Source organism: Pseudomonas sp. TE3552, assembly GCF_056278945.1.
Window position 1 is genome coordinate 3,886,164 of sequence record NZ_JBWBQJ010000001.1, and the last position, 15,488, is coordinate 3,901,651.

Sequence of the window (15,488 nt, forward strand, 5' to 3'; positions counted from 1 at the left end):
GGGACACGGTTACAGACGCGGTTCGACCCGCAAACGCTGAGGATTGCTCGGCACCGGTGGCCGACCGTAACGATCATCGCCGGCACCGCCGAACGGTTGCTCAGCTTCAGGCTCGTCGGCCCGCGCCGCAGCCTTGGCGGCCTCCGCCCGCGCCTTGCGAGCATTGGACGCGCGCTCGATGGGGAAACGGATCGCCACGAGCACCAGGTAAAGGCCGAAGGCAATCATGCCGTACATGAACAGGTCGGAAATCGCCCGCCAGGCGTTGTTGCCCACCTTGAACAATAGATCGAGGGCGGTGATGGCGATGGCCGGGGCGACCTTTTCCTTCACCGGGTCGATGATGGTCGGGCTGAACAGCAACACCGCCATCAGCAGCCGCAGCGGCTCACGCAGCCAGCGCCACATCCAGCGGGTGATGCGCATCCACACCAACAGGCAGCCCAAAGCAGCGAAGGCGTAGAGGCCCCAAGCGATCAGATAGTCGTTCTCGGTCATGGTGTCCATGGCAAGGCAGGCAAAGAGGCGCTTATAGTAACGACTTTTCGCACGTCAGGCTTGCCCCAATACCAGTCGGGCAAGACACAGACCCTATGGGAACGAGCTTATGTGGTGAGGGGGCTTATGTGGCGAGGAAGCTTTTGTGGTGAGGGCGCTTGCCTGTGGCGAGGGAGCTTGCTCCCGTTGAACTGCGCAGCAGTTCCTTTTTTGGGGCCGCTGCGCAGCCCACCGGGAGCAAGCTCCCTCGCCACAAAAGCCACTCGCCACAGACAAACCCCCTTACCATAAGCCCGCTCCCACAGGTTGCGAAGCCCCTATTCCGTACATCGTCCGAGAGCCATTCATGCCCCTATCCGCCAACGTCACCAGCGCCCCGATTGCCCACAAGGCCGACGGTTCTGACCCGTATGCCTGGCTGCAGGAGCGCGACACCGATGCGGTGCTCGATTACCTGAAAGCTGAAAACCGCTATCAAGAAGCGCAAACCGCCGATCAGGCCGGGCTGCGCGAAACCCTGTTCGAAGAGATCAAGGGGCGGATTCTCGAAACCGATCTGTCGCTGCCTTCGCCCTGGGGCCCGTACCTGTATTACACCCGCACCACCGCCGGCGATGAATACGCCCGCCACTACCGCTGCCCGCGTCCAGCCGATGGCAGCCTGCACATCGACGAAAACCAGGAACTCCTGCTGCTTGATCCGAATGCATTGGCCAAGGGCGGCTTCTTTTCCCTGGGTGCGTTCAGCATCAGCCCGGACCACCAGCGCCTGGCCTACAGCATCGATTCCAGCGGCGAAGAGATTTACACGCTGTTCGTGAAGGAATTGTCCGATGGCCGCGTCAGCGAACTGGAGTTCCAGAACTGCGACGGCAGCATGACCTGGGCCAACGACAGCCTGACGCTGTTCTTCGGCGAACTGGACGATACTCATCGCCCGCACAAACTGTTCCGCTATCGGCTGGACGGTACCGCGGCCGAAGAGGTGTTCCATGAGCCAGACGGTCGGTTCTTCCTGCATTGCTACCGCTCAAGCTCCGAACGGCAACTGCTGTTGTCGCTGGGCAGCAAGACCACCAGCGAAGTCTGGGTACTCGACGCCTCGCTGCCGCATCAGGCCTTTACCTGCCTGGCGCCGAGGGTCGAAGCACATGAGTACGATGTCGACCACGGCAAACTCGATGGCGAGTGGACGTGGCTGATCCGCACCAACCGCGACGGCATCAACTTCGCCTTGTACCGGGCCGCCGATACCGGCGTCGCACCGACCGAAGCCGACTGGCAGAACGTGATTCCCCACAGCGACACAGTGATGCTCGAAGGCATGAGCCTGAACGCCGAGGCCATGACCCTGAGCCTGCGCGAAGGTGGCCTGCCGATCATCGAAGTCCACCCCCGGGACCTGGTGCCGTATCGCGTGCAATTGCCGGATGCGGCCTACAGCCTGCATGTGCAGAACAGCCTGGAATTTGTCAGCGACCGGATCCGGCTGCGCTACGAGGCCTTGAACCGCCCGGCGCAAATCCGCCAACTGATTCTGACCACCGGCGAGCAGAAAGTCCTCAAGGAAACCCCGGTGCTTGGCCTGTTCGACGCCGATGCGTACGTTAGCCAACGGCTGTGGGCGACGGCACCGGACGGTACGCAAGTGCCGATCAGCCTGGTGGTCAAACGCGAATTCCTCGGTAAGCCGACGCCGCTTTATCTGTACGGCTACGGCGCCTACGGCGAAAGCCTCGACCCGTGGTTCTCCCACGCCCGCCTGAGCCTGCTGGATCGCGGCATGGCGTTTGCCATCGCGCATGTACGCGGCGGCGGTGAATTGGGCGAAGCCTGGTATCGCGCCGGCAAGCAGGAACACAAGCACAACACCTTCAGCGACTTCATTGCCTGCGCCGAACACCTGATCGTCAATGGCTTCACCACCTCCAGGCAACTGGCGATCAGCGGTGGCAGCGCGGGAGGCCTATTGATCGGCGCGGTACTCAATCAACGGCCGGAGCTGTTCGGTGCGGCGATTGCCGAAGTGCCGTTCGTCGACGTACTCAACACCATGCTCGACCCGGAGCTGCCGCTGACCGTCACCGAATACGACGAATGGGGCAACCCGCAAGAGCCGGACGTCTATGATCGGATCAAGGCTTACGCCCCGTATGAAAACGTCGCTGCACAAGCCTATCCGGCGACGCTGGTGATCGCCGGCTACAACGACAGTCGCGTGCAGTACTGGGAAGCGGCCAAGTGGGTGGCGAAATTGCGAGCCACCAAAACCGACACCAATCTCTTGCTGCTCAAGACTGAATTGGGCGCGGGGCATGGCGGGATGAGCGGTCGTTATCAGGGATTACGTGATGTAGCCCTCGAATACGCATTTGTTTTTAAGGTTTTGGGCATTGCCTGAGGAACTTGGTCCGGTGTCCCGGTCTTAATTCCAGACACCGGATGCCGATACAACACACATCCAAAAAAACCGGAACCAGACACAAGAAAAAGACCGTGACGACATGTCAGAACCGACCTTACTGAACAAAGAAATTCGCGACTGGCTGATGGACTGCGGCCTGTTCGATCAACTGCTGCCGGCAGACTTCGCGGCGGCTTCGGGTTATTTCAGCATCAGCACCATCGCCGAAGGCGAAGAGATTTTCCATGAGGGCGATGCCGGCAGTTTCATGTGCATCATCCACACCGGCCAGGTCGCGGTGCAGAAAACCAACAGCGAAGGGCAACGGGTGACCATGGCCACCTTGCGCAGCGGTCGGGCGTTTGGCGAAATGGCCGTACTCGACGGCGAACGGCGCTCAGCCAGTTGCGTGGCCGCGAGCAATTGCCAGCTGCTCAACCTGGGCAAGGACTCCCTGGAAAAGATGCTCAACGAGGCGCCGAAAATCGCCGCCAAGATCATCCGCGCCCTCGCCGTCTCCCTCTCCAAACGCTTGCGCATGGCCGACGGACAACTGCTCTCGCAACAGGTCTAGCCTCCCGGTGTTTTGATTTTCGTCGTGCCCGGCTCAAGACCCGGCAAGGTCTGGTCCTTGGGCGGATTGGGCATTTCGATCGGCGGTAACAACGGTGGCCCGCCACTGCCGGAACCGGCTCTGGGCACGCTGGTCGGGGTGATCTGCGGATACGGCGTCGGGGTGGCGGTGCCGGGTGAACCGTGCAGCGGCGCGGGGCTGGTGGGGATGGCTTGCAGCTCCTGGGCCTGCACTGCAGTTATCGAGAGCGCGGCCAGGGCAATGACCGTTAGAATGGTGCGCTTCATCAAGGGCTCCGTTGGCCTTGTTGTCTTTTTGCAGGCTACTCCCAACTGCACTTGTTTGCCTTCTTCCATCTATCAATTTTCTCCTCAAGAGAGCCTCATGAAACGTTTCGTTCTGCTCGACACCACGCCCATTCCTGAAAACGGCGGTGCCCTGTGCCTGTTCGAATACGGCGAGGACTTCGTCATCAAGATTCAGGGCGGTGACGGCGGGCAGTTGATGAACACCCGCATGCACGGCTCCGAAGATGCCTTGGCCGAGATCCCGTGCCGCAAGGTTGCCGGCCGGCCAAATTCACGGGTATTGATCGGTGGCCTGGGCATGGGCTTTACCCTCGCCTCGGCGCTCAAGCATTTGGGCAAGACAGCTGAAGTGGTAGTCGCCGAACTGGTACCCGGCGTGGTGGAGTGGAACCGTGGACCGCTGGGTGAAAAAGCCGGTAATCCGCTGCTCGACCCGCGCACGGTGATCCGCCTGGAAGACGTGGCCAAGGTGCTGCAAGCCGAACCGCAAGGTTTCGATGCGATCATGCTCGACGTCGACAACGGCCCCGAAGGCCTGACCCAGAAGGCCAACAGCTGGCTCTACTCCGCCGGTGGCCTGAGTGCATGTGCCAAGGCCCTGCGGCCAAAAGGCGTGCTGGCGGTGTGGTCGGCCAGCGCCGACCGGCAGTTTTCCGACAAGCTGAAAAAGGCCGGTTTCAAGGCCGAGGAAGTGCAAGTTTTCGCCCACGGCAACAAGGGCACCCGCCACACCATCTGGATTGCCGAGAAGCTCAAGGGCTGAGCTAAACTCTGTTCATAACCGTCATTAGTCTTTTTACAAAGGTGAACCCATGAGTTCGTCCACCCCGACCAACACTTCGAAACTGGACCGCATCCTTGCCGACAATCAGCGCGACAAGGAAATGGGTTACCGCGACAAAGCCCTGAAGATGTACCCGCACGTGTGCGGCCGCTGCGCCCGTGAGTTCTCCGGCAAGCGCCTGAGCGAACTGACCGTGCACCACCGCGACCACAACCACGACAACAACCCGCAGGACGGTTCGAACTGGGAACTGTTGTGCCTGTATTGCCATGACAACGAGCATTCGCGTTATACCGATCAGCAGTATTTTGGCGAAGGTTCGCTGAGTACGCCGAAGATTGCCAAGGCGACGCATAACCCGTTTGCGGCGTTGGCGGGGTTGATGAAGAAAGAAGACTGAAGATATTCGTTGGACATGCTGGCCTCTTCGCGGGCGAGCCTCGCTCCTACAGGTTTACGCGACAACCGCGTATGACATTGAAACCTGTAGGAGCGAGGCTTGCCCGCGAAGGCTATCTCCCTGACACCACCAATCTCCAAACTGAACACCCCTCTCCCAATCCCCGTATAATCGCGCTTTTTTCCCCGAAGGCACCCCGCTCGTGGCAGACAAACGGTACAGCTGCATTGGTTTGTATAACCCCAAATCACCGGAGAACGTCGGTTCGGTAATGCGCGCCGCCGGCTGCTATGGCGTGGCATCGGTGTTCTATACCGGCAAGCGCTATGAACGCGCCGCCGATTTCGTCACCGATACCAAGCGCGTCCACTACGACATTCCGCTGATCGGCATCGATGACCTGAAGAAAATCCTGCCCCTGGGCTGTGTGCCGGTCGCCGTGGAACTGGTCGATGGCGCCCGCTCGCTGCCGGAATACACTCACCCGGATCGCGCCCTCTACATCTTCGGCCCCGAAGACGGCTCGCTGGATAAAGAGATCCGCGAGTGGTGCGAAGACGTGGTCTATATCCCGACCACTGGCTGCATGAACCTGGCGGCCACCGTCAACGTCGTGCTGTACGACCGCATGGCCAAGGGCAACAACACCCGTTCGGGCCCGAAATTCCGCTGAAGCACCGCACATTCGATGGAACAAGCCACCCGCCTCGGCAGTCAGCTTATCTATCTACACCTAACGCCTGGAGACAGATCATGAGCGACCTCAAACGCGTAGAGCCTATCGAGTCCACCCCGTTCCAGACTCAGCCCACGCAAAACGTCCAGGGGTGGGAGCGTATCGGCTCTCTGGCCGGCGGTGTGGTGATGGTCGGCAAGGGCCTGCGTCGCGGTGGGGTGTTCGGGTTGATTCAAGTGGCGATTGGCGGCGTGGCCCTGGCTCGCGGTATCACCGGGCACAGTTCGGCGAAAAGTTTTCTGGAAAAAAGCCGTCAGGACATGAACAACGTGCGGGCCAGGATCGAGCGGGCCGGGGAAGAGTTGAGCCAGTTGAAGGCGAATGCCAAAGCGGCGACCAACACTGCCACAGTCACCGGTAATGATTCTTTGAAGTCGCCGAAAGCCGGGGTTTGATCCGGAATTTGCGGTGAGGCTTACCCGCGAAGGCGATATTACTGAAGCAACCCGGTATCAAGCACCTTGGAAGGCTCGCCAATAACGCTCTCACTGAGCTGAACGAATTCCTTGGTATCGACACGCTCCAAATGCATCGCCCCACGCAGCACATCGTCCAGCGAGCGCTTGTTGCGGGTCTTCAGGCGAATCTCGCGATCCAGTTCCTGTAGCAACACCACCGCTTTGGCCACCTGCGCCGGGTCGATTTTCTCCCCGCGCAACGTCGTGACTTTTTGGCTGGCTTTGGTCAATTTGCTCTGCAGGCTCTCATACCGCTCATCACTCATGCCGCCCGCGCGGCGCACCAGTTCGATGGCGTAATACTCGGCAAACCCTTCACTGATCCAGTCGCTGCGCTGGCTGTCGTTGATCCGCCCGAACACCTGAGCCAATTCGCGCACCAAGGCACTGGTGCCACTTTCGCTGACCAGCGGCAGACGGCTATTGAGGTAGATCGATTCATGGGCCCCCAGGCTGCCGCGCCACATCGGGTCATTGGCGCCGACAATCAGCAGTTTGCTGGGGTGACGCGGAAAAACTTCCTGCACTTGCGGCCAGACAAAGGTCAGCAACGTCAGAACATCCATGCGGCGCATGCCCTGGCCTTGGGGCGAGGCCACAGTGACTTCGGTTTCCCCCAGTCGCGTACGCCGGCTACCGAGGTTACCGGCGAGCATCCAACCGGTAGGACGGTCGAACAGGCGCGAGACGTTATCGATGCGGAACTTGTTCTTGCCGATCCGCGGCCAAGCGGTTTCGACGCTTTTCCAACCGGTGGGCAATTCGAATTCCAGGCGTGACACCAACTCGATACCGTCCTGCTGATCGAGTTTGGCCGCGGGCACCAGGTCATCGCCACGCATCAGCGCCCACGCTGGCGTCATGCGCGTGTCGAAGCTGCCGCTCTTGCGCCCATGGCTGATGCGCACGCGGTAGGTCAGGCTGGCCTTGTCGGCGCCCGGGCGCCAGACACCACGGGCCTGCTTGCCCGGTGTGAGCTGCCATTGGCCATCGGCCTTGAAATCGCTGTAGTGACTGCCGTCGCCCAAGTCAAAATCCAGACTGCGCACCGCCGAGCCTTGAGCCAGGGTCAGGCGCACTTCGGCCTGATCGCTTTGCGGCAACAGGCGCACGTGATAATCCAGATCGACTTTCTTCGCCGCCCACACGGGCGAACTCAGGGCCAGCAACCCGACAGTCAACGCCCGCAGCACTCCCACCGCCATACACACCCCTATTGTGGCGAGCGAGCTTGCTCGCGCCGGGCTGCGTAGCGGCCCAAAATTCTTGTAATCACTGCCGATTGTGTGGCGGCAATGAATTAACCCGCGCGAAAAATCAGATGATCTTCCCAATCATCTTCGGCCACGCTGCCCTCGGCGAGCATGCGCCCGGACTGGGAAATACGTTCGTGATGCACCGCCTCGCGATCACCGCACACCAGGTGATGCCAGAGCGGCAGGTCCTTGCCTTCGCTGACCAGTCGATAACCGCAGGTCGGCGGCAGCCATTTGAACTCATCGGCCTTGCCCGGCGTGAGCTGAATGCAATCGGGCACAAAGTCGCGGCGGTTGGGGTAATCGGTGCACTGACAGGTTTTGAGGTCCAGCAGTTTGCAGGCGATGCGCGTGTAGTAGACCGCGTTGTCGTCTTCATCCTCGAGCTTTTGCAGGCAGCACAGGCCACAGCCGTCGCACAGCGACTCCCATTCCTCTTGATCGAGTTGATCGAGGGTTTTGCGTATCCAGAACGGTTCGACTTTGGCGGCCATGGTTCAAGCATCGACATCAGGTGGTGAAAAGGCCGCCAGTCTAGTGCCAAGGCACCGGCGGGCCAAGCATTGGCGACTATCGGTACAACGGAACTTGTCAGTTATAGCGTCGCCAAGTAGCTTTGCCGTCGCAAGGAGCCATGCTCAAATGCCATTAACGCTCAACTGCGTTGCATTCAGGTGAACTACCCAGGCTCTCGAAAAACCGCATCGCTCAGTTCGACTGCGCCCGCAGGTTTCAGACGACCCTCACTTTCAAACGTAAAGGAATCTCTTGATGAGTGCTAATCCACGCGTTGCCGACTACGCCATTCACCCTCAGTTCACCGATCGCTGGTCGCCCCGTGCCTTCACCGGCGAAACCATTCCCGTCGAGACCCTGCTGAGCTTCTTCGAAGCCGCGCGCTGGGCGCCATCGGCGTACAACTCGCAGCCTTGGCGGTTTCTGTATGCGCGTCGCGACACGCCGAACTGGGAGCGTTACCTGGGCTTGCTGAACGAGTTCAACCGCAGCTGGGCGCAGCACGCTTCGGCGCTGGTGATCGTCGTTTCGAAAACCACCTTCGCGATACCTGGCGCCACTGAAGAAACACCAGCGCTATGGCACACCTTCGATACGGGTTCGGCCTGGGGCCACCTGGCGTTGCAAGCGAGTATCAGCGGCTGGCATACCCATGGCATGGCCGGTTTCGATCAGGAACTGACCCGCAAGGAGCTGAACATTCCTGAAGGTTATGCGCTGCACGCGGCCGTAGCGATCGGCAAGCTGGGTGACAAGGCGACGCTGGCGGATTACCTGCAAGCGCGCGAAGAGCCAAGCCCGCGTCGCCCGTTGAGCGAGTTGGCGACTGAAGGCGACTTCACCCTCTAAGCCACAGCATAGAACCAATGTGGGAGCGAGCCTGCTCGCTCCCACAGGTTTTGCACAATATTCAAGTAAGCGGTGGATTCAATACCCGCGCGCGAAATCCACTTCCCCGCGCAATGCTTTGCCCGCCTGATACGCCCGCAGGTTCTCGACAAACAGATCCACCATCATCGGTGGTGAGGTCGGCGCCGAACTGTGGCCAGTCAACAATAGCCCCCATGCGGTCCAGAACGGATGACGCTGTGGCAGCGGCTCCTGACGGCAGACGTCGATCACGGCCCCGGCCAGATGCCCTTCCTTCAAGGCCTCCACCAGGTCCGCATCGACCACCGCCACACCACGCCCAACGTTGATGAACAACCCGGTCGGCTTGAACTGCTTGAACAGGGCTGCGTTATACAGATCATGAGTATTCGGGGTGTTCGGCAGCAGATTGATGACGTAATCCACTTCACCGACCAGACGCGGCAAGTCGCTCAGCGCACCGACTTCGACAAACGGCGTCTGCTCGCGGGCTTCGCTGGCAATGCCATATAACTCGACGCCAAACGGCAGCAGAAACTGCGCCACGGTTTGACCGATGTCACCGGTGCCGACGATCAACACCTTGCGTCCGGCCAGACTTTGACCCTGGCGGTTGTCCCATTTGCGCTCGACCTGGCTGACCAGGCGCGCCAGTACTTCGCGCTCGTGGCCGAGCATGTAAGTCAGTACGTATTCGGCCATGACCTGACCGAAAATCCCTACCGCGCGAGTCAGGCGATAGTGCCGTGGCAGGCCGTCGGCCAGCAACGGCGTGATGCCGGCCCAGGTCGACTGCAGCCATGCCGGCGTGTGGCCCTGACGCAACAGTGTCGCCAGCAGGTCCGGCTGACCGAGCCAGACCGGGCAGTCGGCGGCCTGACGGGCCAGTTCGGCGGAGTCACCGCTGGTCAGTACTTCCAGATCAGGCGCCGCCTGACGCAACAGTTGGGCATACACAGGGTGGTCGTGTTCAGCAATCAGAACGCGCATGGTTCAAACCTTTCAAAAACAGTGCAGACGGCCGCCGACGGAGTATCACTCCATCGCCCTGGCCATCGCCAAAATCATTCCAGTGTTTCATAAAGGCTCTGAATAGAGCCTGTCTGCTGATTACATCGGGTCGTTGCGTCGCAACAATTCTTCCGGCAAGTGTTCGATGTATTCGTCTTCGGCCGGCGGCATTTGCAGGTGATAACCCTGCTTTTCCAGGTTTTCCAGCACCACGGTGATGTCCTCACGCGACAGCTTGCGCTCGGGGGTCAGCACCAGATCGAAAGCATGATGCGGTTTGCCGAAGGCAGCCATCAGGCTTTCCGGGACGCGTTCCAGTGCATCGCTTTTGAGCACATAGAGGTACATCTCGTTTTTCTTTTGGCTTCGATAGATGGAGCAAATACGTTTCAAGGCTGTTCTCCGGCGGTGGCCAGGCTGTCGAGCAGCGCCTGGCCCATCAATTCGCGGCGCCAGCCACGCAGCGAATCAGGCAATTGGTAGGGACCATTGGGGAAGCCGCTCTTGAGCAGCGCTTCCAGGGTTTTCTTGCGCAGCATCAGCTCCGGCGCGATGTTCAGGCGCTCGGCTTCGGCCTGGCCGATCGCTCGTAACTGCTTGACCAGCGCGGCGGCTTCCACCGGCAACGGCTCTGGCACCGCCGGCGGCCATTGATCAGGCGACACACTGCCAGAGCGCTTGATCAGATCAAGCAGAAATTCGCCGTCCTGACGCACGGTACGCGGGTGCATGTCTTCGATTTTCGCCAACGCACCGAGGTTATCCGGTTGCGTACGCGCCAGCGGCCACAGGGAATGTTCCCGGACGATGCGGTTGCGCGGCAGATCACGGGCGCGGGCTTCGCGTTCGCGCCAGGCGCAGAGCTCACGCAACACGGCGAGTTGGGCGCGGGACAGCTTCCAGGCCAGTTTGGCATCGCGATAGACCTCATAGGGGTCAACCTCGCGGCGCAGGTTGGCGACCAGCTCGGCACCGTCTTCCAGGACCCAGGCGTATTTATCGTCAGAAAGCTTCGGACGCAGCTGTACGAAAACTTCCGCCAAGTGCAAGGCATCTTCGGCGGCATAGCTGATTTGCGTGTCGGACAGTGGACGCTGCAGCCAGTCGGAACGGGTTTCGCCCTTGGGCAAGTCAATGCCGAGCACGTCCTGCACCAGCCGCGAATAACCCATGGAAAAACCCAGGTTCAGATAAGCGGCGGCCAGTTGGGTATCGAACAATGGCGCCGGCAGACTGCCGGTCAGGCGTAGCAGGACTTCGAGGTCTTCGCTGCAGGCATGCAGGACTTTGACCACGGCCGGGTTTTCCAGCAACGCCGCCAGGGGCTGCCAGTTGTCGATGGTCAGTGGGTCAATCAGGTAAGCGCGTACGCCATCGCCGATCTGCAGCAGGCCTGCGATCGGGTAAAAGGTGTCGACCCGCATGAATTCGGTGTCGAGCGCAACGAATGGCAGCTGCTGCCACTCGGCGCAAAACCGACCGAGGCTATCGTTGTCGCGAATCCAGTGAATATCGATGGCCACACGGCTCTCCCTTGAAGAATGGCGCGCAGTATATATCGCCCCCGGCGATTTCCGCGCATTCACTGAACAAGAGCTTTAGCGAAAATGCCTGCCGGCCAACAAGAATTGTCTGACAGGTGGAGACTAGCTGCCCTTACGCAGCACGTAGACCCGCATCCGCGCGCAACCCGGCAGGAAGTCCTGATGGCGGAGCAAGCAGAAACCCGCCTGCCTGAACTCGGCCTCAAGCTCGGCCTTGCTGGCCTGCGGCTGGATCTGTGCATCCTGTGCAGATGATCGGCGGAGCATGAAACGCGTATCGACCCGCACCGCCACAATCACGGTATCGCGACTGACCCGGTGAAACTCGCCCAGCATGGCTAACCGGTGTTCGGGACTGGCGATGCGTTGAAACAGTTGCATGCAAAAAATGCAGTCAACTGCGTTCTCCGACAAACCAATGGTGAAGGCTGAACTCTGAAAGGTCTTGATCCGCTTCAGCAGGTGCGGCGGATGATGGGTGCGGGCGTGATCAAGCATGTCCTGAGACGGATCGGTCGCGAGAATCACCCGGTTCGCATGCTCGGCCAATACCGGCCAGAAGCGCCCGGCACCACAGGCCACATCAAGAATCAATCCCGGTTCGCCAGCGACCTGAAGCGCGTTACGCACCAATTGCTCTTCGCGCCAGAACGTCAAACGCCCCCCCAGGCCACGCGGTCGCGGCTGATGGCAGACGCGAGCGTGTTCCTGATCGTAGCGCCGGGCGAACTCGAGTTCGACGGCGGATGGGGGAGGCGCGGGGTCGCCACGTGAAAAAAAGGTCGAATCACTCATTTTTTGGCCAGCACCCCATCGATCACTGCGCCGCGGCATCCGGCAAACATGTCCAGTTGCGGGTCATAGACCTTGCTGCTGACTTCCAGCAGGCCGAGCATCGAATGGAACAGGTTGTCCTGGCTCAAGGGCTTTTCGCGACTCAGTTGCAGGCAATGGGTGTCTACCGAGAAGGCCTTTTGATAGCTGTCGGAGAACCACGCCAGCATCGCTACATGCTTCTGCTGTTCCGGCGCCAGCATGTAAGGCGTGCCATGCAGGAACAGGTTGTATTCGCCCAGCGATTCGCCATGGTCCGACAGGTACAGCATCGCGGTATCGACTTTGTCCTGGTTGCTGCGCAACAGATCGATCAGGCTCGACAGCACGTGGTCGGTGTAGACCAGCGTATTGTCGTAGCCATTGACGATACTTTCGCGGCTGCAATTGTTCAGCGCATTGCTTTCACACACCGGCGTGAAGTGTTCGTACTCTTTGGGGTAGCGCTTGAAATATTCCGGACCGTGACTGCCCATTTGGTGCAGCACCAGCACAGTGTCTTTATCCAGCGTGTCGATAAAGTGCTGCAGCCCCTGCAGGAGAATTTCATCGCGGCACTCACTGTCGGCACATAGCGCCGGGTCTTTCAGATTACTCACATCGTCGACAGTAACCCGATCGCAGGTGCCTTTGCAGCCCGACTGGTTATCCCGCCAGATAACCTCGAGACCGGCGTGCTTGAGCACATCCAGCAGACCTTCCTCGTTCTTCGCCTTGCTGGCGTTGTAATCCTTGCGGCCCATGTTGGAGAACATGCAGGGCACCGACACGGCCGTTTCCGTACCGCAAGAATGCACATCGGTGAAGGCGATCAGGCCGGCTTCTTTACTCAGTTTGGGGGTGGTGTCGCGGTCATAACCCAGAATCCCGAAGTTCTCGGCCCGGGCGCTTTCGCCCACCACCAGTACCGTCAGGGATTTACGGCCGTGGGTTTGCCAGGCGGGATTTCTCTGGGCATCTTCACCGAGTTTGATAAAGGGTTGCTGCGCTGACACCACTTGCTCACGCAGGTAGCCGACCGAGGCGCCGATGTAGTTGCTCGGCACCACCATCAGACGCAACTCATGGTGATTGCGAAATAACGACGACAGCCCTTGATAATTGACCAATGCCACACCGCCGATTACCGCAACCGATGCGACACTCACCAGCACTTTACTTAATAATTCGCGATGCCAGCGACGGTAATTGACCGGAGTCTTCCACAACAACCACGACGGTAAAACCCCAAGAAGCACGATATAAATAAACAACTTCACAGACAGTAAGTCGCGTACCTCTGTGGCGTTGGTTTCTGCGAAGTTACGCAACATCCCGGCGTCGATCAGCACACCGTATTGGCTCATGAAATAAGCCACGCCGGCACTGATCAAAAAGATCAGCGTCAACAAAGGTTTCAGCACCGGCCGGAATGCCAGCAAGGTCAGCACAATGTTGAAGGCAGCCAGGATCATCATCCCGAAAGCAACACGCATGACGATGCCTTGACCGTCTGCCGCGGTGATCTCGAAGAGGTGCTGCCAGAGTACTAAGTTGAACCCGGCCAATAAAAAGGCGCTGGCAATCAACGTCACCCATTCGGGGCGAACGGCTTTGAGCTTCAACATTATGATCGGCGGTTCCTGAAAAGAAGTGTCTGCGGTAAATGTGAAAATTTCATTTACCACGACAGCACAAATCTTAAGCAGCCAACCATCAATTTTTCGTGAAAAAGAAGCCAACGAATAGTTGGCTAATAGCATCAGGCCCAAACTTTCAACGCTGGTGAAGCTGATTCAGGCCTGATGCAGATACCAGCGCCAGTCCTGCTCACCGACTTCCCCCATGAACTGCCGGTATTCGGCACGCTTCACCGCCATATACACGCCAAGAAACTCACGCCCCAATGCCTCCCGCGCCCAGCTCGAAGCCTCCAGCGCACGCAATGTGGTCAACCAGTCGGTCGGCAACAATTGCGTGGCCTGGGCGTACCCGTTGCCCTCGACCGGTGCCCCAGGGTCAAGTTGCTCGCGGATGCCACGATGAATTCCGGCCAGGATCGCCGCGGCCGCCAGATACGGATTGGCATCGGCACCGCAGATTCGGTGCTCGATATGCCGGGAGAACGCCGGCCCGCCGGGCACTCGCAAACTCACGGTGCGATTATCCACGCCCCAGGTGGGCGCCAATGGTGCGTAGCTGTTGGTCTGGAAACGGCGATAAGAGTTGGCGTTCGGACAGAACAGCAGCAATGAATCGAGCAATGTGACGAGCATCCCGCCGACCGCTTGCTTGAGCAGTGGCGTGCCGTCCGGGGCTTCGCTGGCGAACAGGTTGTTGCCGTCCTTGTCCGCCAGGCTGACGTGCATGTGCATGCCGGTGCCGGCCAGGTCATCGAACGGCTTGGCCATGAAACAGGCCGCCATCCCGTGCTTGTGGGCCACGCCCTTGACCAGGCGTTTGTAACGCACCGCGTCGTCCATCGCCTGCAAGGCGTCGATGCGGTGTTCGAGGGTGATTTCCACCTGCCCCGGCGCGTATTCGGAAATCGCCGTGCGCGCCGGGATGCCCTGAAGTTTACAGGCACTGTAGAGCTCGGCCAGAAACGGCTCGATCTGCTCCAGTTCACGCAGGCCATAGACTTGAGTTCCACGAGGCCGGGCGCCATCGACATCCCGCGCCGGTTGCGGCCGACCGTTGCTGCCGCGCTGCTGATCCAGCAGATAGAACTCCAGCTCCGCCGCCATCACTGGGTAATAACCGTCAGCCTGCAAACCTTCGATGACCTTGGCCAGCACGTGCCGTGGATCGGCGATGGTGGCGGGCATGCCCTCTTGCGGATGCATGCTGACCTGCACCGCCGCCGTGGAAATCAATCGCCACGGCATGCGCTGCAAACTGCCGCTGATCGGGTAGGCGCGGCAATCGATATCACCGACGTCCCAGACCAGACCGGAGTTTTCCACGTCATCGCCATTGATGGTCAGGCCCAGAATGGTACTTGGCAGTGGTCGCCCGCTTTCGTACACCGCCAGCAACTCATCGCGATGCAGCAACTTGCCGCGTGGCACACCGTTGTTGTCGAGGATGAACAGTTCGAACATCTCGATATCGGGATTGTGCTCCAGGAAGGTCAGGGCTTCTTCTTTCGTGGCGAAGGATGTCGTGGCACAGCTCATGGGAATTCTCGTCTATCCGCGTCAGGCAAACGCACAGGCGCCGCCAATTTGATCCCGGCGCACGGCGCGGGACCTGTCAGAACAATCAACGGGAGAGGCAGGAATCCGGCGGGCGAGCGTGACGGCAGTGCCACAGC

General features: G+C 59.8%; 17 protein-coding genes. 7 read left to right on the top strand and 10 right to left on the bottom strand.

All coding sequences use genetic code 11. From position 1 onward, the window contains the following. Positions 1-9: 9 nt before the first annotated feature. On the bottom strand, positions 10-507 hold the full coding sequence (locus ACZ9BB_RS17435; protein ID WP_476214812.1) for an MFS transporter: 498 nt from the start codon (positions 505-507) through the stop codon (positions 10-12). 337 nt (positions 508-844) lie between these two features. On the opposite strand from ACZ9BB_RS17435, the gene ACZ9BB_RS17440 reads away from it, so the two are divergent. Beyond that, positions 845-2,899 carry a S9 family peptidase gene (locus ACZ9BB_RS17440; RefSeq protein ID WP_476214814.1) on the top strand — a complete coding sequence of 685 codons (2,055 nt, stop codon included), beginning with the start codon at positions 845-847 and terminating at the stop codon, positions 2,897-2,899. 103 nt (positions 2,900-3,002) lie between these two features. Continuing rightward, complete coding sequence (locus tag ACZ9BB_RS17445; RefSeq protein ID WP_476214816.1) at positions 3,003-3,476, top strand: cyclic nucleotide-binding domain-containing protein; 474 nt, start codon at positions 3,003-3,005, stop codon at positions 3,474-3,476. On the opposite strand, the gene ACZ9BB_RS17450 is transcribed toward ACZ9BB_RS17445, so the two are convergent. Next, a complete protein-coding gene (locus ACZ9BB_RS17450) occupies positions 3,473-3,763 on the bottom strand; it encodes a hypothetical protein (RefSeq protein ID WP_476214818.1) in 291 nt (96 codons plus the stop codon). The genes ACZ9BB_RS17445 and ACZ9BB_RS17450 overlap by 4 nt on opposite strands. Positions 3,764-3,860: 97 nt before the next feature. Here ACZ9BB_RS17450 and ACZ9BB_RS17455 point away from each other — a divergent pair, with 97 nt between their 5' ends. The 4 genes from ACZ9BB_RS17455 (at position 3,861) to ACZ9BB_RS17470 (ending at position 6,099) form a co-directional block, all read left to right on the top strand. Continuing rightward, complete coding sequence (locus ACZ9BB_RS17455; RefSeq protein ID WP_028939344.1) at positions 3,861-4,547, top strand: spermidine synthase; 687 nt, start codon at positions 3,861-3,863, stop codon at positions 4,545-4,547. A gap of 49 nt (positions 4,548-4,596) precedes the next feature. Beyond that, positions 4,597-4,968, top strand: a complete 372-nt coding sequence (locus ACZ9BB_RS17460) for a YajD family HNH nuclease (protein WP_007944009.1) — start codon at positions 4,597-4,599, stop codon at positions 4,966-4,968. A gap of 202 nt (positions 4,969-5,170) precedes the next feature. Then, positions 5,171-5,641: an RNA methyltransferase gene (locus tag ACZ9BB_RS17465; protein ID WP_007898701.1), complete on the top strand. Its 471-nt coding sequence runs from the start codon at positions 5,171-5,173 to the stop codon at positions 5,639-5,641. Positions 5,642-5,721: 80 nt separating this feature from the next. Beyond that, positions 5,722-6,099: a YgaP family membrane protein gene (locus ACZ9BB_RS17470; protein ID WP_476214821.1), complete on the top strand. Its 378-nt coding sequence runs from the start codon at positions 5,722-5,724 to the stop codon at positions 6,097-6,099. Between the two features lie 38 nt (positions 6,100-6,137). Here ACZ9BB_RS17470 and ACZ9BB_RS17475 read toward each other — a convergent pair whose 3' ends face one another. Together ACZ9BB_RS17475 and ACZ9BB_RS17480 are read right to left on the bottom strand one after the other, a co-directional pair. Next, positions 6,138-7,367: a hypothetical protein gene (locus tag ACZ9BB_RS17475; RefSeq protein WP_476214823.1), complete on the bottom strand. Its 1,230-nt coding sequence runs from the start codon at positions 7,365-7,367 to the stop codon at positions 6,138-6,140. Positions 7,368-7,462: 95 nt separating this feature from the next. Further along, entirely contained in the window at positions 7,463-7,912 is a 450-nt protein-coding gene (locus ACZ9BB_RS17480) for a YcgN family cysteine cluster protein (protein WP_052966452.1), read from the bottom strand. Positions 7,913-8,189: 277 nt separating this feature from the next. On the opposite strand from ACZ9BB_RS17480, the gene ACZ9BB_RS17485 reads away from it, so the two are divergent. Continuing rightward, entirely contained in the window at positions 8,190-8,783 is a 594-nt protein-coding gene (locus ACZ9BB_RS17485) for a nitroreductase family protein (protein ID WP_476214826.1), read from the top strand. A gap of 78 nt (positions 8,784-8,861) precedes the next feature. Here ACZ9BB_RS17485 and ACZ9BB_RS17490 read toward each other — a convergent pair whose 3' ends face one another. The 6 genes from ACZ9BB_RS17490 to ACZ9BB_RS17515 form a co-directional block, all read right to left on the bottom strand. Next, the gene (locus tag ACZ9BB_RS17490; RefSeq protein WP_476214828.1) at positions 8,862-9,794 is read right to left on the bottom strand and encodes a D-2-hydroxyacid dehydrogenase; all 933 of its coding nucleotides are present in this window, start codon (positions 9,792-9,794) and stop codon (positions 8,862-8,864) included. A gap of 120 nt (positions 9,795-9,914) precedes the next feature. Next, positions 9,915-10,208 (bottom strand): YcgL domain-containing protein, encoded by a 294-nt coding sequence (locus ACZ9BB_RS17495; RefSeq protein ID WP_476214830.1) that lies wholly within the window; start codon positions 10,206-10,208, stop codon positions 9,915-9,917. Beyond that, positions 10,205-11,338, bottom strand: a complete 1,134-nt coding sequence (gene rnd, locus ACZ9BB_RS17500; RefSeq protein WP_476214832.1) for a ribonuclease D — start codon at positions 11,336-11,338, stop codon at positions 10,205-10,207. The genes ACZ9BB_RS17495 and rnd overlap by 4 nt, the downstream gene beginning before the upstream one ends. Positions 11,339-11,461: 123 nt before the next feature. After that, on the bottom strand, positions 11,462-12,154 hold the full coding sequence (locus ACZ9BB_RS17505) for a class I SAM-dependent methyltransferase (RefSeq protein ID WP_476214834.1): 693 nt from the start codon (positions 12,152-12,154) through the stop codon (positions 11,462-11,464). Then, the gene (locus tag ACZ9BB_RS17510) at positions 12,151-13,800 is read right to left on the bottom strand and encodes a phosphoethanolamine transferase (protein ID WP_476214836.1); all 1,650 of its coding nucleotides are present in this window, start codon (positions 13,798-13,800) and stop codon (positions 12,151-12,153) included. Before ACZ9BB_RS17510 ends, ACZ9BB_RS17505 begins: the two co-directional genes overlap by 4 nt. A 168-nt stretch (positions 13,801-13,968) precedes the next feature. Beyond that, a complete protein-coding gene (locus ACZ9BB_RS17515) occupies positions 13,969-15,351 on the bottom strand; it encodes a glutamine synthetase family protein (RefSeq protein WP_476214838.1) in 1,383 nt (460 codons plus the stop codon). Positions 15,352-15,488: the final 137 nt, after the last annotated feature.